This is a genomic window from Nonomuraea sp. NPDC048882, assembly GCF_040649755.1.
Classification (GTDB): Bacteria; Actinomycetota; Actinomycetes; order Streptosporangiales; family Streptosporangiaceae; genus Nonomuraea; species Nonomuraea maheshkhaliensis.
Genome location: NZ_JBEZGB010000010.1, coordinates 38,860 through 62,456 on the forward strand (window position 1 = coordinate 38,860; position 23,597 = coordinate 62,456).

21 protein-coding genes are annotated in these 23,597 nt (G+C 72.2%); 17 read left to right on the plus strand and 4 right to left on the minus strand.

Annotation, left to right across the window (positions count from 1 at the left end):
- Positions 1-2 precede the first annotated feature (2 nt).
- The 10 genes from AB0C27_RS32175 (at position 3) to AB0C27_RS32220 (ending at position 8,912) form a co-directional block, all read left to right on the plus strand.
- Positions 3-770, plus strand: a complete 768-nt coding sequence (locus tag AB0C27_RS32175) for a phytanoyl-CoA dioxygenase family protein (RefSeq protein WP_357851531.1) — start codon at positions 3-5, stop codon at positions 768-770.
- Positions 755-1,711 carry a phosphotriesterase-related protein gene (locus AB0C27_RS32180; RefSeq protein WP_357851534.1) on the plus strand — a complete coding sequence of 319 codons (957 nt, stop codon included), beginning with the start codon at positions 755-757 and terminating at the stop codon, positions 1,709-1,711. The genes AB0C27_RS32175 and AB0C27_RS32180 overlap by 16 nt, the downstream gene beginning before the upstream one ends.
- Entirely contained in the window at positions 1,708-2,901 is a 1,194-nt protein-coding gene (locus AB0C27_RS32185) for a cytochrome P450 (protein WP_357851537.1), read from the plus strand. The genes AB0C27_RS32180 and AB0C27_RS32185 overlap by 4 nt, the downstream gene beginning before the upstream one ends.
- The gene (locus tag AB0C27_RS32190; RefSeq protein ID WP_357851540.1) at positions 2,898-3,701 is read left to right on the plus strand and encodes an SDR family oxidoreductase; all 804 of its coding nucleotides are present in this window, start codon (positions 2,898-2,900) and stop codon (positions 3,699-3,701) included. The genes AB0C27_RS32185 and AB0C27_RS32190 overlap by 4 nt, the downstream gene beginning before the upstream one ends.
- A gap of 63 nt (positions 3,702-3,764) precedes the next feature.
- Positions 3,765-4,619: a Gfo/Idh/MocA family oxidoreductase gene (locus AB0C27_RS32195; RefSeq protein ID WP_357851543.1), complete on the plus strand. Its 855-nt coding sequence runs from the start codon at positions 3,765-3,767 to the stop codon at positions 4,617-4,619.
- A gap of 199 nt (positions 4,620-4,818) precedes the next feature.
- A complete protein-coding gene (locus tag AB0C27_RS32200) occupies positions 4,819-5,799 on the plus strand; it encodes an ABC transporter substrate-binding protein (RefSeq protein WP_357851546.1) in 981 nt (326 codons plus the stop codon).
- Positions 5,800-5,803: 4 nt separating this feature from the next.
- Positions 5,804-6,835 (plus strand): iron ABC transporter permease, encoded by a 1,032-nt coding sequence (locus tag AB0C27_RS32205; protein ID WP_357852477.1) that lies wholly within the window; start codon positions 5,804-5,806, stop codon positions 6,833-6,835.
- Positions 6,832-7,605 carry an ABC transporter ATP-binding protein gene (locus tag AB0C27_RS32210; protein ID WP_357851549.1) on the plus strand — a complete coding sequence of 258 codons (774 nt, stop codon included), beginning with the start codon at positions 6,832-6,834 and terminating at the stop codon, positions 7,603-7,605. The genes AB0C27_RS32205 and AB0C27_RS32210 overlap by 4 nt, the downstream gene beginning before the upstream one ends.
- Positions 7,602-8,243: an adenosylcobinamide amidohydrolase gene (locus tag AB0C27_RS32215; RefSeq protein WP_357851552.1), complete on the plus strand. Its 642-nt coding sequence runs from the start codon at positions 7,602-7,604 to the stop codon at positions 8,241-8,243. Before AB0C27_RS32210 ends, AB0C27_RS32215 begins: the two co-directional genes overlap by 4 nt.
- Positions 8,244-8,306: 63 nt before the next feature.
- Positions 8,307-8,912 (plus strand): Uma2 family endonuclease, encoded by a 606-nt coding sequence (locus AB0C27_RS32220; protein ID WP_357851555.1) that lies wholly within the window; start codon positions 8,307-8,309, stop codon positions 8,910-8,912.
- On the opposite strand, the gene AB0C27_RS32225 is transcribed toward AB0C27_RS32220, so the two are convergent.
- Together AB0C27_RS32225 and AB0C27_RS32230 are read right to left on the minus strand one after the other, a co-directional pair.
- Positions 8,903-10,561, minus strand: a complete 1,659-nt coding sequence (locus tag AB0C27_RS32225) for a hydantoinase B/oxoprolinase family protein (RefSeq protein WP_357851557.1) — start codon at positions 10,559-10,561, stop codon at positions 8,903-8,905. The two genes, AB0C27_RS32220 and AB0C27_RS32225, sit on opposite strands and share 10 nt — an antisense overlap.
- Positions 10,558-12,708, minus strand: coding sequence for a hydantoinase/oxoprolinase family protein (locus AB0C27_RS32230; RefSeq protein ID WP_357851560.1), 2,151 nt, complete (start codon positions 12,706-12,708; stop codon positions 10,558-10,560). Before AB0C27_RS32230 ends, AB0C27_RS32225 begins: the two co-directional genes overlap by 4 nt.
- Positions 12,709-12,814: 106 nt before the next feature.
- Between AB0C27_RS32230 and AB0C27_RS32235 the strand changes: the two genes are divergently transcribed.
- The 6 genes from AB0C27_RS32235 (at position 12,815) to AB0C27_RS32260 (ending at position 20,610) form a co-directional block, all read left to right on the plus strand.
- Positions 12,815-14,278 (plus strand): zinc ribbon domain-containing protein, encoded by a 1,464-nt coding sequence (locus tag AB0C27_RS32235; protein WP_357851562.1) that lies wholly within the window; start codon positions 12,815-12,817, stop codon positions 14,276-14,278.
- Complete coding sequence (locus AB0C27_RS32240) at positions 14,278-16,017, plus strand: serine/threonine-protein kinase (RefSeq protein WP_357851565.1); 1,740 nt, start codon at positions 14,278-14,280, stop codon at positions 16,015-16,017. The genes AB0C27_RS32235 and AB0C27_RS32240 overlap by 1 nt, the downstream gene beginning before the upstream one ends.
- Positions 16,018-16,097: 80 nt before the next feature.
- Positions 16,098-16,754 carry a response regulator transcription factor gene (locus tag AB0C27_RS32245; protein ID WP_357851568.1) on the plus strand — a complete coding sequence of 219 codons (657 nt, stop codon included), beginning with the start codon at positions 16,098-16,100 and terminating at the stop codon, positions 16,752-16,754.
- Between the two features lie 90 nt (positions 16,755-16,844).
- On the plus strand, positions 16,845-18,923 hold the full coding sequence (locus tag AB0C27_RS32250) for a DUF6421 family protein (RefSeq protein WP_357851571.1): 2,079 nt from the start codon (positions 16,845-16,847) through the stop codon (positions 18,921-18,923).
- Positions 18,920-19,549, plus strand: coding sequence for an SDR family NAD(P)-dependent oxidoreductase (locus AB0C27_RS32255; RefSeq protein WP_357851574.1), 630 nt, complete (start codon positions 18,920-18,922; stop codon positions 19,547-19,549). The genes AB0C27_RS32250 and AB0C27_RS32255 overlap by 4 nt, the downstream gene beginning before the upstream one ends.
- Positions 19,546-20,610, plus strand: coding sequence for a low specificity L-threonine aldolase (locus tag AB0C27_RS32260; RefSeq protein WP_357851577.1), 1,065 nt, complete (start codon positions 19,546-19,548; stop codon positions 20,608-20,610). Before AB0C27_RS32255 ends, AB0C27_RS32260 begins: the two co-directional genes overlap by 4 nt.
- 4 nt (positions 20,611-20,614) lie before the next feature.
- Here AB0C27_RS32260 and AB0C27_RS32265 read toward each other — a convergent pair whose 3' ends face one another.
- Positions 20,615-22,009: an NAD(P)/FAD-dependent oxidoreductase gene (locus AB0C27_RS32265; RefSeq protein WP_357851579.1), complete on the minus strand. Its 1,395-nt coding sequence runs from the start codon at positions 22,007-22,009 to the stop codon at positions 20,615-20,617.
- 21 nt (positions 22,010-22,030) lie between these two features.
- Positions 22,031-22,660, minus strand: a complete 630-nt coding sequence (locus AB0C27_RS32270) for a DUF305 domain-containing protein (RefSeq protein ID WP_357851582.1) — start codon at positions 22,658-22,660, stop codon at positions 22,031-22,033.
- A gap of 134 nt (positions 22,661-22,794) precedes the next feature.
- On the opposite strand from AB0C27_RS32270, the gene AB0C27_RS32275 reads away from it, so the two are divergent.
- Entirely contained in the window at positions 22,795-23,505 is a 711-nt protein-coding gene (locus AB0C27_RS32275; protein WP_357851584.1) for a DUF3105 domain-containing protein, read from the plus strand.
- Positions 23,506-23,597 lie beyond the last annotated feature (92 nt).

The following is a 23,597-nucleotide window of genomic DNA, read 5'->3' on the forward strand; positions in this document are numbered from 1 at the left end:
CCATGGAGATCCCCGTGCGCCAGGCGAGCGACGACGAGGCGGCGTTCTTCCACGAGCACGGATGGGTCAGGCTCGACCGGCTGATCGAGCCGGACCTGGCCGCGGAGCTGCGCGAGCGGGCCATGCGCCATCTCGACGCCCGCGCGAAGAGCCGCGAGACGCTGGTCGACCAGGCGTTCGGGCAGTCCAGGGACATCGCGGCGAGCGACGAGCTGTTCGGCGCGCTGGCCCTCAGCCAGGGGATGGGCCGCACCGCCGTACGGCTGCTGCGCGGCGTGCGCGCCGTCCGCGTCCAGGTGACCAACCTGCTGGTCAAGGAGGCGGGTGAGCACGGCGCGACCGAGTTCCACCAGGATTTCCCCTGGATGCCGATGGACCGCTCGGCCATGCTGACCGTCTGGCTGGCCCTGGCAGACGTGCCGGCCGACATGGGGTCGCTGCGCTTCTACAGCGGCTCCCACCGCTGCGGCCTGCTCGGCCGCAGCTTCACCCGGCCGGGCGACGACCAGCTCAGCCAGCACCCCTGGCTCAAGGAGCTGGAGCTGTCGCCGCCGCTCGACCTCAAGGCCGGCGACGCGACCGTGCACCACGCGCTGACCGTGCACGGCGCCCCCGCCAACCGCCGTGACAGCCCGCGCCTGTCGTTCACCGTCACCTACTTCGACGCCGACGCCCTCTACACGGGCCTGCCCTACCGGCAGACCGACGGGCTCGGGCTGCGGGTCAACCAGCCGTTCGAGCACGAGAGGTTCCCGTGCCCGAGACCGTGAGAGGCCCGGTCGCCGGCCTCGGGGCGACGCTCATGCACGAGCACGTCTTCGGGCTGAGCCCGGAGATCCTGTGGAACTGGCCGGACATTCCGGAGGGCTGGGACCTGGAACGGCGGGCCCGCGAGGCGGCGGGCAAGCTCGACGCGCTCAAGGCCGAGGGCGTCGACACGATCGTGGACCTCACCGTGGTCGGGCTCGGGCGCTACGTCCCCGCCGTGCAACGGGTGGCCGAGCTGACCGAGGTGAACATCGTGGCCGCCACCGGCCTCTACACCTACGACGCGCTGCCGCCCTACTTCGGCAACCGGGGCCCCGGATCGTTGTTCGGCGGGCCTGACCGGCTGGCCGAGTTCTTCGTCCGCGACCTCACCGAGGGCATCGGGCGCACCGGCGTCAAGGCCGCCATGCTCAAGTGCGCCTCCGACCACCTGGGCATGACCAAGGGCTGCGAACGGGTGTTCAGGGCGGTCGCCGAGGCCCACCTGGAGACCGGCGCGCCGATCACCACCCACTCCCACAGCGCCTCCAAGGGCGGCCTGGAGCAGCAGGACCTGCTGGAGTCGCTGGGCGTGGACCTCGGCCGGGTGGTCATCGGCCACGCCGGCGACTCGACCGACGTGGCCTACCTGGAGGAGCTGGTCGCGCGCGGCTCGTACCTGGGCATGGACCGCTTCGGCATCGAGACGATCAGCCCGTTCGAGGACCGGGTGGCGATCGTGGCGGAGATGTGCGCGCGCGGCCACGCCGGCCGGATGGTGCTCGGCCACGACTCCTACTGCTTCAACGACCGCTTCGACGCCGGCGTGGTCCGGCGCCGGCACCCCCGCTACCACCTGCTCCACATCTCCCGCGACGTGCTGTCCGAGCTGCGCCGGCGGGGCGTCACGGACGACCAGATCGATCAGATGATGGTCGGCAACCCGCGGAGGATCTTCGGATGAGCGAGGACTTCGACGTCACGTCGGACTGGCACGTCGCCGCCCCCTACGCCTTCCTGCGGCGGCTGCGCGCCGCGTCGCCGGTGTTCAAGAGCGAGCACCTCGGCGCGTACGTGCTGACCCGTCACGCCGACGTGCGGGCCGCGTACGGCGACCCCCAGAGCTTCTCCTCCAAGGGCTCGCTGACGATCTCGCGCAGCCTGACCCGCGAGACCAGGGAGAAGCTGGGCGAGCACGGCTCGTTCCTGTCCAGCTTCGTGGCGAACGTGGACCCGCCGGACCACACCCGCCTGCGCCGGTCGGTGTCCAGGGCGTTCACGCCGCGCGCGGTCGCCGCCTTGGAACAGCGCTTCCGCCGGCTCAACGAGGACCTGCTCGACCGGGTGGCGCCGCGCGGGCACGCGGACTTCGTCACCGACCTCGGCCACGAGCCGTCGATCAAGCTGACCGCCCGCTTCATCGGGGTGCCCGAGGCGGACGAGGCGTTCGTGCAGGCGCACGTCAAGGACTGGTTCCAGCTCTTCCTGTCGCCCCAGCCGCCGGAGCGGCAGCTGGAGCTGGCCGGCAGCTTCCTGGACTACCTCGACTACGTGGACCGGCTGGTCGCCGCCCGCGCCAAGGACCCGCGCGACGACTTCACCTCCCTGATGACCGCGCTCATCGGCGCGGAGCTGACCCACCGCGAGGTGGTGGAGCTGATCTCCACGATCCTGCTCGGCGGCAACGACACCGTCCCGAACCAGCTCGGCAACACCGTCCTGCGGCTGCTGCGCGAGGGGGTCTGGCCGGTGCCGGACGCGCTCCTCGCGAACGCCTCCGAGGAGTGCATGCGCATCGACGGCGCGTCGCTGGGCTCGTTCAGGTACGCGGCGCGCGAGCTCACCCTGCGCGGCGTAACGATCCCGGCCGGCGCCCTGGTGCTGCTGTCCACCGATTCGGCCGGCCACGACGAGAGCGTCTTCCCCGATCCCGACCGATTCGTCATCGACCGGCCGAACGCCGCCGAGCACCTGGTCTTCGGCTACGGCATCCACTTCTGCGTCGGGGCCGCGCTGGCCCGGCTGCAGCTGCGCACGGCGCTGGAGGTGCTCGGCCGCCGCCTGCCCGGCCTGCGGCTCGTGCCCGGCCAGGACATCGCCTACCGCAGGTCCATCGTGGGCCGCGGCCTGTCGTCCCTGGCGGTGGAGTGGTGAACGGGCGCTTCGACGGGCGCGTGGCGCTCGTGACCGGCGCCGGGTCCGGCATCGGCGCGGCCTGCGCGGCCCGCCTGGCCGCCGAGGGGGCCTGCGTCGGGGTGCTCGACCTGCGCGCCGCCGCCGCGCGGGCCTGCGCCGCCGCCATCCGCGCCCACGGCGGCACCGCGATGGCGCTGACCTGCGACGTCTCCGACGAGAAGCAGGTGGAGGAGGCCGTCGCGACGCTGGTGGCCTCGTTCGGGCGGCTGGACGTGCTGCACGCCAACGCCGCCGCGCTCGACCCCGACGTGTACGGCCGCGACGGCGCCCTGGAGGACCTCGACACCGCCGTCTGGGACCGCACCATGGAGGTCAACCTGCGCGGGGCCATGCTCATGGTCAAGCACACGGTGCCCGCCATGGGCGAAGGCAGCGCCATCGTGCTGACCTCGTCGGTGTCGGCGCTGGTGGGGGACGTCGCGCACGCCGCGTACGGCGCCTCGAAGGCGGCCCTGATCGGTTTCACCCGCTACGTGGCGACGATGTACGGCCCACGCGGCGTCCGCTGCAACGCGGTGGCCCCCGCCCTGGTCCTCACCGACACCGCTCGGCGCGCGATGACGCCCGCCCAGCTCGCCGACAAGGCGGCCGAGCGCCTGCTGCCGTGGGCCTGCACGGTGGAGGACGTGGCCGACCTGGTGTCCTTCCTGGCCTGCGCCGAGTCCCGCTGCCTCACCGGCCAGACCCTCGTCCTCGACTCGGGCACCCTCGCGCACCGGCCGCAGCACGCCGTCCAGCAGTGGCGCGACCACCAGTGACCCGGCGGCGCCTCCCGTCCGGAACGTCCCCTATGGTGGCTTTGAGCTGATCTAGGAGGATGTATGGAGCCGGTGGCGGTCGGGCTGGTCGGAGCGGGGCCGTGGGCACGGATGGCACACGGGCCGATGCTGGCCAAGGGGCCGCACACGCGGCTGGCCGGGGTGTGGGCCAGGCGCCCCGAGAGCGCAGCCGAGCTCGGCGCGCCCGTGTTCACCAGGATCGAGGAGCTGTTCGACCACTGCGAGGCCGTGGCCTTCTGCGTCCCGCCCGCCGTCCAGGCCGAGTACGCCGCCCTCGCCGCCCGCGCGGGCAAGGCCCTGCTGCTGGAGAAGCCGCTGGCCGACTCCCTCGGCAACGCCCGCCGCCTGGCCGACGTCATCGCCGAGACGGGCGTGCCCTCCCAGATGGTGCTCACCCTGCGCTACGCCGCCCAGACCCGCGACTTCCTGGCCCGCTGCGCCGAGATCGAGCCGTTCGGCGGCCACGCCGTGAACATCTCCGGCACCCTCCTCGGCGACCACCCGTTCGCCACCCCCTGGCGGCTGGAGCGCGGCGCGCTGCTCGACGTCGGCCCGCACGTGATCGACGTGCTGGACGCCGCGCTCGGCCAGGTCACCGGCGTGCGCGCGCACGGCCGCTCGCTCGGCTGGACCGGCCTGCTGCTCGAACACGAGGGCGGGGCCGTCAGCGAGGTGTCGCTGTGCATGACCACGCCCGGCGAGGCGCCCCCGCAGACCATCGCCGTCTACGGCCGCACCGGCAGCGCCGTCCTGCCGCACTTCGAGGAGGACCCCCTGGAGACGGTCGCCGAGGAGTTCGCCAGGACCGTACGCCAGGGCGGACACCCCCTCGACGCCGCTCACGGGCTGCGCATCCAGCGGATCATCGCCGAGGCGGAGGCCCAACTCACCCCTTGACGCGGGCGGCTTCAGGAGGATTGATAGCGTACGTCCGACGCGCAGAGCGCAGCGAAGTCCGGTGCGAGTCCGGCGCTGTCCCGCAACTGTCATAGCCAGGTCGCCTGCCTCCGCGCTGACGTCATCAACCCTCGTGGAAAAGGGTGATCCGTCGCTCATCGCGGGTCTCTCGGTTCCGAACAGTGTGAAAGGACCACTCGTGAGGCCCGTACGCACGGCCTTCGCGGGCGCGCTGCTGGGAACGCTCCTCCTGGCCGGTTGCGGCCAGGGCGGCGGCACCACAGCCTCCCCGTCCGCGTCCCCCTCCAGCGCCGCCCCCACCTCCTCCGCCACCTCCGACGCCGCCGCCGGTTTCCCCGTCACCGTCGAAGCGGCCAACGGCAAGGTCACCATCGCCGGGAAGCCGAAGCGGATCGTCTCGCTGTCGGCCACCCACACCGAGACGCTCTTCGCCATCGGCGCCGGCCCCCAGGTCGTCGCGGTGGACGACCGGTCGAACTACCCGCCGGAGGCGCCCAAGACCGCGCTGTCCGGCTTCAAGCCGAACATCGAGGCCATCGTCGCCCAGAAGCCCGACCTGGTCATCGTCTCCGACGACCTCGACAAGGTCGTCGCCGAGCTGGGCAAGCTCAACGTGCCCGTGCTGCACCAGCCGGCCGCGACGAACCTGGACGAGGCGTACGAGGAGATCACCGAGATCGGCGCCGCCACCGGCAACCAGGCCAAGGCCGGCGAGGTCGTCTCCGGGATGAGGACGGCCCTGGACAAGCTGGCCGCCGAGGCGCCCAAGGACGGCAAGCTCAGCTACTACCACGAGCTCGACCAGACCCCCTACGCCGTCACGTCCAAGACCTTCATCGGCCAGGTCTACGCCATGTTCGGCCTGACCAACATCGCCGACGAGGCGCCCGACGCGGCCGGCGGCTACCCCAAGCTGTCGGCCGAGTTCGTGGCCCAGGCCGACCCCGACCTGATCTTCCTGGCCGACGTCAAGTGCTGCCAGCAGAGCAAGGAGACCCTCGCAGCCAGGCCCGGCTGGAAGAATCTGTCCGCGATCAAGAACGACCGGGTCGTCCAGCTCGACGACGATCTCGCCTCCCGGTGGGGCCCGCGCGTGGTCCAGCTCGCCGAGTCCATCGGCGCGTCCGTGGCCGCCGCCTCCAAGGCGGGCTCGAACTGACGTGGTGAGGCAGGCGGGCCCGGCCAGGGCCAGACCCCTGTGGGTGGTGTGCGCCCTGGGCCTGCTGGCCGTCTCGATGATCGCCGGCCTGCTCGACGGGGCGGCCGACATCTCGCCCTGGCAGGTCGTGCTGCAGATGGCGGACTGGCTGCCGTTCGTTCACGTGGACTCGGGGCTGGCGCCGGTCGAGCAGGGGCTGCTGTTCGAGCTGCGCCTGCCCAGGGTGCTGGTCGCCGCCGTGGTCGGCGGGTTGCTGGCCATGGCGGGCGCCGGCTACCAGGGCGTCTTCCGCAACCCGCTGGCCGACCCCTACCTGCTCGGCGCCGCCGCCGGCGCCGGGCTCGCGACGACCGCGGCCATCGTGCTGCTGCCGTCCGTGTCGGGCAGCATCCCCGTGGCCGCCTTCATCGGGGCGGTGGGGGGCGTGTTCCTGGCGTACACGCTGGGCAGCACCGCCGGGCGGGCCGGCGGCACGGCCACCCTCGTGCTCGCGGGGGTCGCGGTCACGTCCTTCCTGACCGCGATCCAGACGTTCATCCAGCAGTTCAAGGTCGAGGAGCTCCAGCGGGTCTACTCCTGGATCCTCGGCGACGTCGGCGGCGGGTGGGACCAGCTCTGGCTGGTCCTGCCGTACGCCGCCGTCTCCTCCGTGCTGCTCCTGCTGCACGGGCGCATGCTCGACGTGCTGTCCGTGGGCGACGAGGAAGCCGGCAGCCTCGGCGTGCGGGCCGCCCGCGTACGCCTCACCGTGCTGCTGGCCGCCTCCCTGGCCACCGCCGCCGCCGTGGCGGTGAGTGGATTGATCGGGTTCGTCGGCATCGTCATCCCGCACGTCGTGCGGCGGCTGGCCGGCGGCTCGTACCGGGTCGTGCTGCCGCTGTCGATGATCGGCGGGGCGGCGTTCCTGGTGCTGGGCGACCTCGTCGCCCGCACCGTGATCGCGCCGGCCGAGCTGCCTATCGGCGTGGTGACGATGTTCGTCGGCGCGCCGTTCTTCGTCGCCGTCCTGCGCGTGACCAGGCGGGCGGCCACATGATCAGCGCTCATGGACTGTCCGTACGGCTCGGGGGGCGCGAGGTGCTGTCGGGTGTGGACCTCGACGTGCGCCGCGGCGAGTGGTGCGCCGTCATCGGGCCCAACGGGGCCGGCAAGTCCACCCTGCTCAAGGCCGTCATGGGGCTCGTCGCGCGGCGGGGCGAGGTCGTGCTCGGCTCGCGGCCTGCCGCCGCGCTCAAGCCGCGCGAGCGGGCCAGGCTGGTGGCGTACGCGCCGCAGACGCCCGCCCTGCCGCCCGACATGACGGTCTTCGACTACGCGTTGCTGGGACGCACCCCGTACATCCCCTATCTGGGGCGGGAGAGCCGGCACGACCGGGCCGTGACGGAGTCGGTGCTGGAGCGGCTGGACCTGACGGAGCTGGCCATGCGCCGCGCGGGCGAGCTGTCCGGCGGCGAACGGCAGCGCGTCGTGCTCGCCAGGGCGCTCTCCCAGGAGGCGCCCGTGCTGCTGCTCGACGAGCCCACCACCGCGCTCGACCTCGGGCACCAGCAGCAGGCACTGGAGCTGATCGACCGCCTGCGGCGGGCCGACGGCCTCACCGTCGTCACCACCCTGCACGACCTCACCGTGGCCGGCCTGTACGCCGACCGCCTCCTGCTGCTCGCCGAGGGTCGCGCCGCCGCCGCCGGCGAGCCCGCCCAGGTGCTGACCGAGGACCTCGTGGGACGGCACTTCGACGCGCGGGTGAAGATCGAGCCCGGGCCCGACGGGCGGCCCGTCGTGCACCTGGTCAGAGGAGGACCGTGAAGCTCACCTACCGGACGGAGGAAGGGGCCCGGCTCGGGTCGCTGCTCTGGGAGTTCGGGCCCGGCTGGCGGATGATCTCCTCGGCGATGCTGGGCGGCGGCATCGGCGCGCGGGAGTGGGTGCTGAACGCGCAGGTGGTGGCCGGCTACGCGCGGATGGACCCGGCCGACCACCTCGCCTCCCTCGGACCGGCGCACGGCGAAGGGGTCGGGATGATGACCGCCGCCTCCGTGGACCGGTACGTACGGGCCGCGGACGGCGGCGTCGAGGCGTACGCCACCGTGGGCCTGCGCGTCCCCACCTGGGCCGCCGCCCCCGAGGGGCACACCGATCCCGAGCTGGCCCCGATCAGGGTCGGGACGATCAACATCGTCGTGGTCCTGCCGGTGGCCATGACGGACGCGGCGCTGGTGAACACGGTCATGACGGTCACCGAGGCGAAATCCCAGGCCATGATCGAGACCGGCTTCCCCGGCACGGGCACGGCGTCCGACGCGGTCTGCGTGGCCGTCCCCGAGGCCGGCCCGCAGGAGGTCTTCGGCGGCCCCCGCTCGGAGTGGGGCGCCAGGGTGGCACGAGCGGTGCACACCGCCGTGCGCTGCGGAGCCGAGGCGTGGCGGCCCGGTCACTTAAAGTGAGTTTTTTCGGGGAAGTAGCATGTGGGCGAGAGCGAGACTCCCGATGATGAGTGGGTGACCGCAATGGCGACGATCGAACCGAAGACCGGAACGGAAGCCGACGAGACGCTGACGAGGCGCACGGTTCCCTCCCGCGCGTCGTTCACCGTCGACGACCTGCTCGAGTTCCCGGACGACGGGAACCGTTACGAGCTCTTCAACGGGAGCCTGCTGGTGAGCCCTGCCCCAACCCCCCTGCACCAACACGCGATCTTCCAGCTGCAGATGATCCTCCATCGTGCGTCGCCGCCGCACTTGTTGGTGTACTCCGCCGTCAATGTGCGTGCCTCCGACCGCGATTTCTACATCCCCGACCTTGTGGTGGTGCCGACGGAGAGGGGCCAGTCGGTGCAGCTCATGTTCGCTCCCGAGGACGTGTGCCTGGCGGTGGAGGTGGTCAGCCCGAGCACGAGGATCCGCGACCGGGCGACGAAGGCCGCCGCGTACGCCGCGGCGGGGATCCCCTCCTACTGGCGGATAGAACTCGACGAGGGGCCGCAGCTCTACGTCTACGAGCTCGAAGACGACTCCTACCGGGGGCCTAGCGCCCACGAGGCCGGGACCAAGGTCAGTCTTTCACGGCCCTTTCCGGTCATCTTCGATCCCGCCGATTTGATCGCCTACCCGTAGTCGCGGGCCGCGCCGTCCGCTGACACGTGGCCGGCGTCGAGATCGGCCAGCAGCGCCTCGGGCTCCCGTTCCCCGGGCGGCCCGAGCCCGCCCCCGCCCGTCGTCTCCACGATGAACGCCTCACCGGCCGCGAACCGCACGTTGTTCACCTTGGACGCCAGCCGCTCCACCGTCCCGTCGAGCCGCCGCCGGTAGAAGCCGCCCAGCCGCCCCGGCAGGCCGCCCTCCCGCCCAGGAGGCGCCAGCCGCAGCCGGTCGCCGCGGGTCGTGACGTGGCAGTCCGCCAGGAAGCGGTAGACCGTCCGCGAGCCCAGCCCGCCCCGCCGCCGCCCGGGCCCGCCGGAGTCCTGGATCGTCTCGATCGACTCCACGATCAGCGGGCAGCGGCTCTCCACCGGCTCCACCTGCGGCACCGAGTTGCGGCCGATGCCGAAGTGCACGCCCGTCGCGTCGGGCCCGTCCAGGTCCCTGCGGGCGCCGACGCCGCCGAAGTCGTACGACAGGTGGATCCAGTACGGCGCCCCCACCGCCGCGATCGAGAACGGCTGCAGGATCCCGCTGGCCGCGATGGCCCGCTCGGGCACGGCGTCCGACAGGGCCTGGAAGACGGCCTCCATGGCGGCGTAGATGGGCACGTACCGGCCGCCGCACGGGTAGGGGGAGCGGGCGTTGAGCAGCGAGCCCTCCGGCAGGCGCACGTCGATGGCGCGCAGGCAGCCCTCGTTCATGGGGATCGCCGGATCGAGGAAGCAGCGGATCGCGAAGACGGCGGCGGCCAGCGACTGCGACGCCGAGGCGTTGATCGCCGCCGGGACCTGCGGGTCCGTGCCGGCGAAGTCGAGCACCGCCGACCGGCCGCCGAGCGTGACGGCCACCCGGACGTGGTGCGCCCTGTCCTGGTCGATCCCGTCGTCGTCGATCGGGTACGCCGCCGCGAACCTGCCCTCGGGCAGCTCGGCCAGCGCGGCGCGGGTCCTGGCCTCGGTGTGATCGAGGTAGTCGTCGACGCCTTCGGCCAGGCCGCGCACGCCGTACTCGGCGATCAGCGCCTCCATCCGGGCGGCGGCCACCGCCGTGCCCGCCACGAGGGCCCTGACGTCGCCCATCACCTTGTCGGGAGTGCGGCTGTTGGCCTTGAGTATCGCCTCGACGGCCGGTTCGAGCCCTCGTTCGGTGGCCAGGAGTACCGGCGGCAGTTGCAGGCCCTCCAGGAAGATGTCGGTGGCCAGCGGGGCCATGCCGCCCGCCGACAGGCCGCCGAGGTCGGAGACGTGGATCATGGTGGCGGTGAAGTACGCGGGCTCGTCGCCGGACTCCGCGAAGACGGGGCGGAAGACGAGCAGGTCGTTGGTGTGGACGCCGCCGCGGTAGGCGTCGTTGAGCGCGTACACCTCGCCCGGGCGCATCGTGCCGAGCGGGAAGTCCGCGAGCAGCTCGGGCAGGGCGACCCTGAGCGCCATGCTGTTCATCAGCGTCGTGGCCATGGACTGCGCGATCAGACGGCCGCGCGCGTCCAGCACGGCGGCCGAGGCGTCGGAGCCCTCCACGATGAATGTCGAGTACGCCGAGCGCACCACCACGATGCTGGCCTCCTCCGCCGCCACGACCAGCGCGTTGCGCAGCACCTCCGCGGTCAGGGGATCGGTCATCGGCCGCCTCCGCTCCTGGTGAGGTGGACGGCCAGGTCAGGGGCGAGCGTCGCGGTCCAGCCGGGCGGGACGACGATCGTGGACTCGGCGTCCTCGACCACAGCCGGGCCGCGCAGCTCGCCGGTCAGGGTGTCCCTGGTGTGCACGGGCACCTCGGCGTAACCGCCGCACTCGGGGAAGTACGCCCGGCGCGTAGCCGGGGCCGGCGGGCGCGGCTCCGGACCAGGGCGCGGCACTCCGGACAGGCCGGGCTCTGGAGCGGCCTGCGGCGCGTCGGGCGGCGTGGGCCGCGGCGTGCCGGACGCGCGGGGTTGTGGCGGGCCAGAAGCCGGTTGCGGCGCGTCGGACCGGCCGATCCCGGGCGTGGGTTCCGGCCGGCCGGCCGGGGTGGTGACGCGGACGCGGTAGCTCACCAGCTCGATCTCCCCCCGCTGCTCGATCCCGTACACCCGCGCGTACCGCAGGAAGAACCGCGACTCCAGCTCCCCCCGATCGGGCGTCCACTCCACGGTCAGATCGTGCGACTGCCCCTTGAACCGCACGTCCACCGACCGCAGCACCCGGACCTCCGGCGCGGAGAGCGAGACGCCGAGGTCGGCGGCGGCGTCCGAGGCCAGGCCGGCGAGCAGGGCGGCCGGGTCGGGGGCGTCCAGGCGGGACAGGACGCGGTCCGCGCACAGCTCGCCCGCCAGCAGCCCGGCCGCCGAGGCCACCCCGCAGTACGGCGGCACGACCACGGTCGAGATCCCGAACCGCTCCGCCACCCGCGCCGCGTGCATCGGCCCGGCCCCGCCGAAGGCCACCAGGGCGAAGCCGCGGGGGTCGATGCCCCGCTGCACCGTCACCACGTGCACGGCCGAGGCCATGGAGGCGCTGACGATCGAGTGCACCGCGTACGCGGCCTCCTCGCGCGTCACCCCGAGCGGCCCCGCCAGCCGGTCCAGCGCCTTGTCCGCCAGCGCGGGCGACAGCGGGATCGAGGCCGAGGAGAGGTAGCCCAGCACCAGGTTCGCGTCCGTCACGGTCGGCTCGGAGCCGCCCAGGCAGTAACAGGCGGGCCCGGGGGAGGAGCCGGCCGAGCGCGGGCCGACCCGCAGCGCGCCGGCCGGGTCGAGCCAGGCCACGCTGCCGCCGCCGGCGCCCACCTCCGCCAGGTCGATCGCGGGCGTCTTGACCGGCACGCCGGTGCCCGCCCTGCGCCCGCCGAAGCTGCCCTTGCCGCCCACGTGGAACTCGTGGGTGATCTCCGGCCGCCCGCCGCGCACGACGCACGCCTTGGCGGTGGTGCCGCCCATGTCGAACGAGATCGCGTCCGCGAACCCGGCCGACGCCGCGAGCGAGGCCGCCGCCAGCACCCCGGCGGCCGGGCCCGACTCGATCGTGGCCACGGCCCGCCTGGCGGCCCGTTCTGCGGAGACGACGCCGCCGCCGGACTCCATGACGTGCACGGGCGCGCGGATCCCGACATCGGCGAGGCGTTCGCGCAACCGGGTGAGGTAGGACGCCATCAGGGGGCCGATGTAGGCGGACATGATCGTGGTGGTGGCGCGCTCGTACTCGCGGATCTCCGGCCAGATCTCCGAGGAGGTCACCACATCGGGGATCCGCTCGCGCAGGATCGCGGCCACCTGCCGTTCGTGGGCCGGGTTGGCGTACGCGTGCAGCAGGCACACCGCGGCCGAGCCGATGCCCCGGGCGGCGATCTCGGCGGCGGCCCGGCGCACGGAGGCGGGGTCGAGCGGGGTCAGCACCTCACCGCGGGCCGAGACGCGCTCCACCACCTCGAAGCAGTCGCCGGGCGCCACGGGAGGAGGGGGCGGGGTGAAGCGCAGGTCGTAGCGGTCCTCCTCGACCCGGGCGTAGCGGCCGAGCGGAATGGCCGCCCGAAAGCCCTGAGTCGTGACATAGGCGACACGTACTCCCGTACGTTCGAGCACCGCGTTGGTGGCCAGCGTCGTCGCGTGCACCACCCGCGTGACCTGCGCCGGGTCCCGGCCGCCGAGCGCCCGCGTAACGCCGGTGACGATCCCCGCGATGGGGTCGTAGTGGGTGCTCAGACATTTGGCCACGGAGATCGCGCCGGACGTGTCCCGAACGACGACGTCGGTGAAGGTACCGCCGACGTCCACGCCGATCGTGTAACCCATTCACGTACGTTATGTCCCCGAGCAAGCGCTTGTCTATGAAGTGGTCTATTGACTTACGGCAGGTGATTGGGACGCTGGTCCTAGGTCCTGCGTTTGGAGCGGAGAGATGGCGCGCCTCACAGCTCTTGTCACCGGCGTCGCGGCGGCACTGGCGCTCACCGCGCTGCCGGTCGCGGCGCACGAACACCCGAGCGGGATCACCGACCTGGTGAGCCCCGCCGTCGTACGACTCGAAGCCGTGTCCCACGTGGAGATCACGCTGCTCGATCACGTCAGCGAGCTGAAGCATGTGGAGCGGTCCTATGACTTCCCGTTCGCCCAGGGCACCGGTACGGTCGTCAGCCCCGACGGCACGATCGTCGCCCTGAGACGGCTGGCGGTGAACCCGGACGACGTGGCCATCCGCGCGGCCAACAAGATCTTCGCCGAGCACCACGACGTCAAGATCCCCGACGACGACAAGAAGCACAAGCTCTCCGACGACCTGCTCAACCGCCACCTCCAGGACTGCTACCCGCCCAAGAGCAGCACCGCCACCTGCATCATCAACGTCACCACCGAGATCACGGCCTTCCCCAACGTCTCGCCGGCCAGCGCGGAAGGGTTCAAGGTCAAGTGCATCAAGGCCGGCTCCGACCCCGACAGCCCGGCCGTGCTGGTGCCGCTGACCCCCGCCGCCGGCAGCGTCGGCATGCCGACCGCGCCGCTGGCCGGCAAGGTGCCCGAGCAGGCGGGCTCACCCACGAACGTGGCCGGCTTCCTGGGCCGTCCAGGCCCGAACGTCGCGCACAGCGTCGAGATCGCCCACCTGGCCGCGGGCGGCGGGGCCGGATCGGGCGGCCGGCCGTTCGCCGACCCGGAGAAGAAGGTGGACGAGCCGGTCAAGCTCGGCGGCCTCGCGGACAAGGGCCTGGTCGGCGCGCCCGTCATCGGCGACAAGGACGGCCACGTCATCGGCATGCTCGTCGGCGGCGGCAAGGAAGGCAGGATGATCGGGGTCAGGGAGATCACCGGCATCCTGGCCGCCGCCAAGGTGGTGCCGCGCAGAGGCGCGATCGACACGGCGTTCGAGGCGGCGCTGACCCGCTACCACACCAAGTACTACACCGAGGCCGCGCCGGGCTTCCAGCGCGTGCTGGAGCTCTACCCCGGCAACGTGGTCGCGGCCGGGCTGCTCAAGACCTCGCTGGCCAAGCGCGGCGGGCCTGAGGACCAGGGCACCAAGCAGCCGGCGAGCGAGCCCGTGCGCTCCACGCCGCTGTGGCCCTTCATCCTGGCGGCCGCGATACTTTTCATAGCCGCGGCCGGTGGAGCGTATCTGCTGTGGCGTCGCCGCTCTCCTGAAACACCGACAGAACTGCCAGAGCCGCTGGCGGCCGGTCCTCCGCTCGACGACGGCGCCAACCAGACCGTGGTCGTCCGGCGGTCCCAGTCGTTCCAAGTGGTCCCGCAGCAGCAGCAGGTGATGACCGCGCCGGACCCGGCGATCAAGTACTGCACGTCGTGCGGCATGAGGCTCGGACCGGCACACCGCTTCTGCGGCTACTGCGGCCACCCCATCGAGACGTGATGCCATTGAACGAAAGATCGCTCATCGGCCAGGAGGTGGCCGGGTACTACATCGAGGACATCGTCGGCAAGGGCGGCATGGCCGTCGTCTACCTGGCACTCGACCCGAGGTTGAGCCGCCGGGTGGCGCTGAAGATCCTCAACCCGGTGCTGAGCGTCGACGACCGGTTCAGGCAGCGCTTCATCCTGGAGTCCAGGACGGTCGCCAGCATCGAGCACCCCAACATCATCCCGATCTACGAGGCCAACGCCGACGCCGACGGCGTCCTCTACATCGCCATGCGCTACGTCGACGGCCTCGACATGCGCCGGCTCATCTACGACCGGGGGCCGCTGCCGATCGGCCAGGCGAACCAGATCTTCGCCCAGGTGGCCGCCGCGCTCGACGCCGCCCACGCCCACGACCTGATCCACCGCGACGTCAAGCCGGCCAACATCCTGCTGGCCGGCGACCACGTCTACCTGACCGACTTCGGCATCACCAAGCACCGCTCGTCGATCTCCGGGCTGACGCAGACCGACCAGTTCATCGGCACGCCCCGCTACATGTCGCCCGAGCAGATCAACAAGGAGCACATCGACGGCCGCTGCGACCAGTACGCCCTGGCCTGCGTGGTCTACGAGGGGCTGTCGGCGCGGCTGCCGTTCCAGCGGGAGAACGACATCGCGCTGCTCTGGGCGCACCTGGCCGAGCAGCCCACACCGCTGTCGCAGATCAGGCCCGAGCTGCCGCCGCAGGTCGACGCCGTGATGATGCGGGCGCTGGCCAAGTCGCCCGAGCAGCGCTACGCGAGTTGCGCCGAGTTCGTGACCGCGCTGCGCGACGCGATCAGCGGGCCGAGGTACGACCCGTTCGGCGGGCCTGGCTCGGGGCCGCACCTGGTGCCCCCGCCAGGGGCGAGCCCGCACTCGGGGCCGTACCCCGTACAGCAGCCGCCCCCCGGCCCGTCCTCGGGGCCGCACTCGCTGCCGCACGCGGCGCCCGTCCCGGGGCTCGCCGCGGGACCTGCCGCCGGACCTGCCGCCGGACCTGCTGCGGGCCCTTCCGCAGGCTCTGCCGGCTCTTCCGCGGGTCCTGGCACGGGGCCCCGGCATGCCGCGCCGTTCGGTGCGGCGGGAAGGGGAGCGGCCAAGCGGCCGGGGCGGCTGCCGATCGTGGCCGCCACGCTGGTGGCCGCCGTCGCGGCGCTCGCGCTGGTCGCGTTCGTCATCCTCAGCAACCAGGGCGAGACCTGGACCCGCTACAAGACCAGCGCCGCCGCGCCGCTCACGTTCGAGTATCCGGGCGACTGGACCGTCCGCACCCACCAGGACCTCTTCGCCGTGGTCTCCCCGCACGCCACCGACTTCGAGCAGCTGTTCGTGGCCGGCCCTGGCGCCGACTGGTCGAAGATCACCCAGATCGTCGCCGACGACCCCGAGGCCGCCTCCGGCGTCTACGTCCAGGTCTCCGACACCCTCGACGCCAACGGCACCTCGGAACTGATGAAGGCCAAGATGGAGGTGCTCCTGCCCGGACAGGTGAACGTCGGCAAACCCGTCCAGGACCAGGCGGGCGACAGCCCGGCCACCCGCTTCGACGGCAACCTGCACGACCCCGACAGCGGCACCACGCTGGCGTTCGTCAGCTACGTGATCGACCGCGAGCCCAAGACCATGCTCGTCATGTACTTCTGCGCCAAATCCACCTGCGACGACGCCACCCAGACCAGGATCAGGCAGAGCGTGCGCGTGTCCTGACTTGGAACTCACTTGCGCCCCGCTTGGCCGCCGCCTCCCGGCGGTGTTCAGCCGGGCGCGCGGCGTCTACCCTCCGGCGTGTGGGCATTCGCATAGTCATCGCCGACGATCAGGCGATGGTCAGGGCCGGGCTGCGCATGGTCGTCGAGAGCGACCCCGGCATGGAGGTCGTCGGCGAGGCGGCCGACGGCCGTGAGGCGGTCGCCGTGGCCCGGCGCACGCGGCCGGACATCGTCCTCATGGACATCTCGATGCCCAGGCTCGACGGCCTGGCGGCGGCCAGGGAGCTGCTCGGCGTCCCCTCGCCGCCCAAGGTCATCACGCTGACCACGTTCGACACCGACGAGAACCTCTACGCCGCGCTGCGCGCCGGCACCAGCGGGTTCCTGCTCAAGGTCTCGCCGCCGGAGCAGCTCATCGAGGCGATCAAGGTGGTGCACGCCGGCGACGCGCTGCTCGACCCGGCCGTGACCAGGCGGGTGATCGCCTCGTTCGCCGGGCGGGCCGAGCCGAGGCCGTCGCCCGCGCTGGCCGAGCTGACGCCGCGCGAGCTGGAGGTGCTGCGGCTGCTGGCGCGCGGCCGCACCAACGCGGAGATCGCCAGAGAGCTGTACGTGGGCGAGGCCACGGTCAAGACGCACGTGGCCAGGGTGCTGATGAAACTGTCGCTGCGCGACCGGGCGCAGGCCGTGGTCTTCGCGTACGAGACCGGCGTCGTGAGCCCCGGCGCGGCCTGAGCCGTCTCACCATGCGGAAGGGTTTGGCGGAGCATGCCCGCTTTGTGTGTATATTTTCCGTCATAAGGCGGTAGATACAGGAGATCTTTCATGTCATCGTTTCCTCGGGTGCTGTTCGACGAAGCGCACAGCGAGTCGTGGACCGTCCGGCGCGAGGTGGCCGAGGCCATCAACCCCGCCCATCCCGACGACAACAGCTACGCCCGCGCGGCCGGGCTGCTGCGGCACCTGGGGCACACGGTCACGGCCCGCACGCGGGGCCCGCTCGACGCCGGAGCCCTCGCGGACCAGGACGTCCTGGTGATCGCGCACCCGTCGGGTGAGCGCTGGGAGCGCACCACGGGGCAGGGCAGCCCCCTGTTCTCCGCGGCCGAACTGGACGCCGTCGAGGAGTTCGTCGCCGGGGGCGGCGGGCTGGTGGTGCTGGCCGAGGAGGAGCAGGACAAGTACGGCAACAACCTGAACGAGCTGCTCGCCCGGTTCGGGGTGCGGGTCGTGCACGGCACCGTACGCGATCCGGCGCACGCGTTCAGGGGCGTGGCCACCTGGGTGATGGGGGAACGTTCCAGCGACTCGGGGTTGCTGGCCGGGGTCCGGTCGGCCTGCTTCTACCGCGCGGGCACGCTCACGACGGAAGGTGAGCCGCGCGAGGCGCCCGAGGTGCTGTTCGCCACGTCGGCGGCGGCCGACCCGGCGGGCGCGCCGCTGGCCGTCGCGCTGCGTCACGGGCGCGGGCGGGTGGCCGTGTTCGCCGACTCCGACCTGTTCGGCGACGACTCGATCGACGACCACGACCACCGGACGCTCTGGGGCAACGTGATCACCTGGGCGGCCAGGGTCCCCGACGCCGAGACGGGCGGCCGGGCCAGGGACGAGGCGAAGGCCGCCCTGTTCGCCAAGCTCAAGACGTCGGTGGAGGAGCTGCGGCCGCTGCAGGCCAAGGACGGCTCGGTGCCGGAGGAGTCCAGGGCGCGGGCCGGGGAGCTGGTCGCGGAGATCGCCGGGCACGTGGGCGAGCTGCCGGCGCACTTCCCGCACGACGCCGCCTACCTCGCGGCCGTCCGCGCCGACCTGCTCAAGTGGGCCGCCCAGGACCTCGGCGTGCCCGACTTCCTCGACTCGCTCGACCTGTTCCACCCCGACACCCAGCGCGTGGACGGGCTGGAGCACGTCGTGGTCTTCCCCATGTACACGCAGAACGGCAATCCCAGCCGCAACCTGGAGGCCGTCTGGATCAGGACCATCTGGCCCGGCTGGCTGGCCGAGCTGGAGGCGGGCGGCTACGACAACCCGATGTTCGTGCCGATCGCGTTCGAGGACTTCACCTCCGGCTACGACACGCACTCCGCCGTGCTGTTCCCCGAGACGGTCGCGGTGCGCCGCGCGCCCGAGCGGTTCACCTGGGGCGGGATCTTCGCCGACCGCGAGGCCGCCAGGTTCAGGCGGGTGTCCAGGGCCGCCGTCGAGACGCTCAGGCTGGACCTGCAGCCGGACGCCGACCGGCTGCTGCGCTCGCAGGGGCTGGCCCAGGACACGTTCGTGCTGTGGGACCTGGTGCACGACCGGACGCACAGCCACGGAGACCTGCCGTTCGACCCGTTCATGATCAAGCAGCGGATGCCGTACTGGCTGTACTCGCTGGAGGAGCTGCGCTGCGACCTGACCGCGTTCGGCGAGGCCGTGAAGCTGGAGGCCCAGGGGGTGCCGCACGCCCGCTACGTCCAGCACGCGATCCTGTTCGACCGGCTGTTCAGGTTCCCGATCACCGGCGAGCGGGTGCGCAACTACGACGGGCTCGGCGGGCAGTTGCTCTTCGCCTACCTGCACCGCAACGACATCGTGCGCTGGACCGACAACCGGCTCACGATCGACTGGCAGCGGGTCGCCGACGGGGTCGCCGACCTGCGCGGGGAGGTCGAGAAGCTCTACCGCGACAGCATCGACCGCTCCAAGCTGGCCCACTGGCTGGCGGCGCACGAGCTGGTCAGCGCGTACGTGGCGCCGCATCCGGCCTCGGTCTGGGCCGAGGGCGTGCAGGCGCTGCCCGAGGAGCAGAAGGCCAAGGTGGACGCGGTCCTGCCGGACGAGTTCCCCCTCAGCATGTTCTACGAGGCGCTGCGCCGTAAGCTGGCCGACGTGGTCGAATCGACTAAGGGACTCCGAGCATGATCATTCTGGTGACCGGGGCCGGCGGGCCCACCGGTGCCGCCGTGTGCGGATATTTCGGCAAAAAGGGTGACACCGTGATCGGCGTCGACAAGGATGACGTCGACCTGCTCGACCGCGGGGCCGTCGCCGAGCTGGCGGCCCGCGTCGAGCGCGAGCACGGCCGGGTGGACGGCGTGGTGCACCTGGTGGGCGGCTGGCGCGGCTCCCGTTCATTCGCCGAGACCGACCTCGGCGACTGGGACCTCCTGCACGACCTGCTGATCCGCACCCTCCAGCACGTCTCGCTGGCCTTCGAGCCGCTGCTGCGCCGCAGCGACAACGGCCGCTTCGTGATCGTCTCGGCCAAGGCCGCCGAGGCCCCGAGCGCCAAGGGCGCCCCCTACGCGGCGGCCAAGGCGGCGGCGGAGTCCTGGACGCTCTCCCTGGCCGACGCGCTCAGGGGCACCGGCTCCGCTGCGGCCATCCTCGTGGTCAAGGCCCTGGTCAACGACGCCATGCGCGCCGCCGACCCCGACGCGGAATTTCCCGGCTTCACCCACGTCGACGACCTGGCGGCGGCCGTCGGCGGCCTCTACGACCGCCCGGCCGCCGAGATCAACGGCACCAGATTGGACCTCACTTCTTGACTCCCCGGCACGACCCCCGCCTCAAGGCCTTCGCCAGCGACAACTACGCGGGGGTGCACCCCGAGATCCTCCAGGCCGTCGCCGCGGCCAACGGCGGCCACCAGATCGCCTACGGCGAGGACGTCTACACCGAGGCCATGCAGGAGGTCTTCCAGCGGCACTTCGGCCAGGCGGCGCGGGCCTGGCCGGTGTTCAACGGCACCGCCGCCAACGTCGTCTCCCTGCGCTCCATGACCGCCCAGTGGGAGGCGGTGATCTGCGCCGAGAGCGCCCACATCAACACCGACGAGGGCGGCGCCCCCGAGGTGGCCGGCGGCATCAAGCTGCTGACCGTCCCCACGCCGGACGGCAAGCTCACCCCCGAGCTGATCGACCGGCAGGCGTGGGGCTTCGGCGACGTGCACCGCGCCCAGCCGAAGGTGGTGTCGATCTCCAACACCACCGAGCTGGGCACCGTTTACACCGCCGCCGAGATCGCCGCGATCTGCGCGCACGCCCACGACCTGGGCCTGCTCGTCCACCTCGACGGCTCCCGGCTGACCAACGCCGCCGCCGCGCTCGACGTCCCGCTGCGCGCGCTGAGCACCGACGCGGGCGTGGACGTGCTCTCCTTCGGCGGCACGAAGATCGGCCTGCTGTACGGCGAGGCCGTCGTCGTGCTCAACCCGGACGCGGCCACCGGGGTCGACTACCTGCGCAAGACGTTCATGCAGCTGTCGTCGAAGATGCGGTTCGTCTCCGTGCAGTTCGAGGCGCTGCTGTCGGGCGACCTGTGGCTGCGCAACGCCCGGCGGGCCAACGCCATGGCGCGGCGGCTGGCCGAGGCCGTGCGCGAGATCCCCGGCGTGGAGCTGGCCCGGCCGGTCGAGGCCAACGCCGTCTTCGCCGTGCTGCCGCGCGACGCCGCCGAGCGGCTGCGCAAGCGGTTCCGCTTCTACACCTGGGACGAGTCCACCGGTGAGGTGCGGTGGATGTGCGCGTTCGACACGACGGAGGAGGACGTGGACGCCTTCGCCACCGCCCTGGCCGAAGAACTCCAGGCCACCGACGGCGACCACTGACCGCCTACGTGCGCAGGGCCAGGCGGGCGGCCTGCCAGCCGCCCATCCCGTGGGCACCGGGCCCCGGCGGCGTCGAGGACGAGCAGAGGAACACCCCCGGCAGCGGCGTCCGCCACGGCGCGGGCGACCAGACCGGGCGGCGCAGGAACTGCCCCAGACTCGCCAGCCCGCCCCCGATGTCGCCGCCCACCAGGTTGGGGTTGCCCGCCTCCAACTCGGCGGGCCCCGACACGTGCCGGGCCAGCACCCGATCGCGGAAGCCGGGCGCGTACCGCTCGATCTGGGTCTCCACCGCGTTGCTCATGTCGAACGCCGAGCCGTTGGGCACGTGGCAGTAGGCCCACAACGTGTGCCCGCCCCGCGTCGGATCGGCCGCGTACGGCTGCACGAGCAGCACGTACGGCCGGGGCGAGTGCCGCCCGGCGGCCATCTCCGCCTCGCTGAGCACGATCTCCTCGAACGTCCCGCCCAGGTGCACCGTGGCCGCCCCGGCGACCGCGGGATCGCGCCACGGCACCGGCCCGTCGAGCGCCCAGTCCAGCTTGAACACCCCGGGCCCGTAGCGGTAGCGCTCCAGCCGCCGGCGGTAACCCGCGGGCAGGTCGGCCAGGGCGAGCAGCTGCCGGGGCGTCACGTCGAGCACGACGATCGGCGCGTCGAGCTCCGCCAGGCGGCGTACCCGATGCCCGGCCACGGCCTGCCCGCCCAGCGACCTCAGCTCGGCCACCAGCGCGTCGGCCAGCACCTGCGACCCGCCCCGCACGACCGGCCAGCCCACCAGGTGGGCCAGGCCCGCCAGCGTCAGCCCGTAGCCGGCGGTGAGGGGGGAGCGCAGGTCGAGCATCGAGTGCGCGGCCATGCCGGCGAGCAGCGCCCGCGCCTCCACGGTCCGCAGGGCCTTGGCGAAGGTCGTCGCGGGCAGCGCCGCCATGGGCCCGAACCAGGCCGCCCCCGCGAAGGCACGCGGCGCGACCGGCCACGGGCCCAGCGGCTTGAGCAGCAGTTCGACCAGCGGCAATCCGGCCTTGACCAGTGCCCCGACGCTGGCCAGCCAGGCGCCCGCGTCGGGCCCGAGCCCTTCGGCGGTGCGCCGTACGTCGCGGTGGACGAGCACGGCCGGCCGGTCGTCGAGCGGATGGGCCGCGGCCACGGGGGAGTGGGCGAACTCGACACCCTTCAGCTCCAGCCCGCGAAAGGCGGGGGAGGCCAGCGCCATGGCCATCACCGTGGCGCCGAGATCGTGCACGTGGCCGGGCAGGGTCAGCTCGGCCGACCTCAGCCCGCCGCCGAACCGTTCGGCCGCCTCCAGCAGCAGCACCTCGCGCCCGGCGTGGGCCAGCGTGACGGCGGCGACCAGTCCGTTGGGCCCCGACCCCACGACGACCGCGTCGGCGCGCATCGCTCTGCCCCTGTTCTGCCCCTATGAGGTCTTCAGTATCGACGGGTAGGGCTGGGCGCCCCGCTGCTTCAGCAACTCCGTCATGAGCTTGATCTCCCCGGTCTGGCCGTCGACGATCTTCTGCGCCATGCTGACCACCTCGCTGCGGGTGGACAGTTTGAGCAGCCCCTCGGCCATCTCCACGCCGCCCTCATGATGGCGGATCATCAGCTGCAGGAACAGCACCTCGGCCTGCGTGCCCTCGGCCTGTTTGAGCTTGGTCAGCTCCTCCGGGGTGGCCATGCCGGGCATCGTCCCCGCCGGGACCGTCGCGGCCGGGGCGGCGCCGTGGCCGTGGCCGCTCATCCACGCCATCGGCCGCTGGTCGGTCGCCTGGGTGAGCTGCCACTGCTGCAGCCAGCCCTGGAACATGCCGCGCTGGTTGGCCTGGGTGTTGATGATGTCGAAGGCCAGGCTCCTGATCTCTTTGGCGGGGCCCTTGTCCCTGACGATGAACGCCATGTCGACGGCCTGCGCGTGGTGCGTGGCCATGTCGCGGGCGAACCCGGCCTCGGGCGAGGCGTCGCCGGGCGTGCCGTCGCGGCCGAACACCAGGAACGCGGCCGCGGCGAGCACCAGCACGCCGCAGATGAGCAGAAGAGGTTTTCTCACGGGCTTTTCCATCGCCCGTCCAGCGTACCCACCTGCGGCCGGACTCGTGATCGGACGCTTATGTCGCTCTTATTCTCTGCATACGCCCAGAGGGCATAGGGTGACCCCGGAGTTGGCACGCCGATGGAGGAACGATGACGAAGGAGAAGGCGCAGGCGCGGCGCGAGCATCTGCAGAAGATGCGGGCCGAGCAGCAGCGCAAACAACGCCGCGCCGCACTGCTGATGTGGGGCACGGGAGGGCTCATCATCGTGGTGCTCGTCGGCGTGGTCGGCTTCTATCTGATCAACGAGGCCAGGCAGACCTCGCTCGACGCGGTGACGAGCGCCAAGTACGACGCCGGTCAGCACGTGTGGAACGCGGTCTCGTACAAGGAGACGCCGCCGGTCGGCGGTGAGCACAACAACTACTGGCAGCAGTGCGCCATCTACGACAAGCCGATCCACAGCGAGCACGCCGTGCACTCGCTGGAACACGGCGCCGTCTGGATCACCTACCGGCCCGATCTGGCCAAGGCGCAGGTCGACAAGCTGAAGGAGGTCGCCGGCTCGACCGGCCAGCAGGACTACATGCTGATGAGCCCCTTCCCCAACCTGCCGGCCCCGATCGTGGTCTCCTCCTGGGGCCACCAGCTCAAGCTGACCGACCCGGCCGACCCGAAGCTCGGGGCGTTCATCAAGCGCTACCAGAACGGCGCCGACACGCCTGAGCCCGGCGCCACCTGCGGCGGCCAGGACGCGATCACCACCACGGCCGACCAGGCGCCGCTCCCGCCGCAGCCCACGGGCCAGCAGCAGACGCCGATGGAGACCCTCTCCCCGTCGCCCAGCCAGAGCCAGCAGTAGCCGGGCCTGAGCGCAGGGCCCCGCCCCCGCAGGGCCCTGCGCGGCTCTCATGCCGAGTTGTCACCGTAAGTAGCTGATCACTACTTACGGTA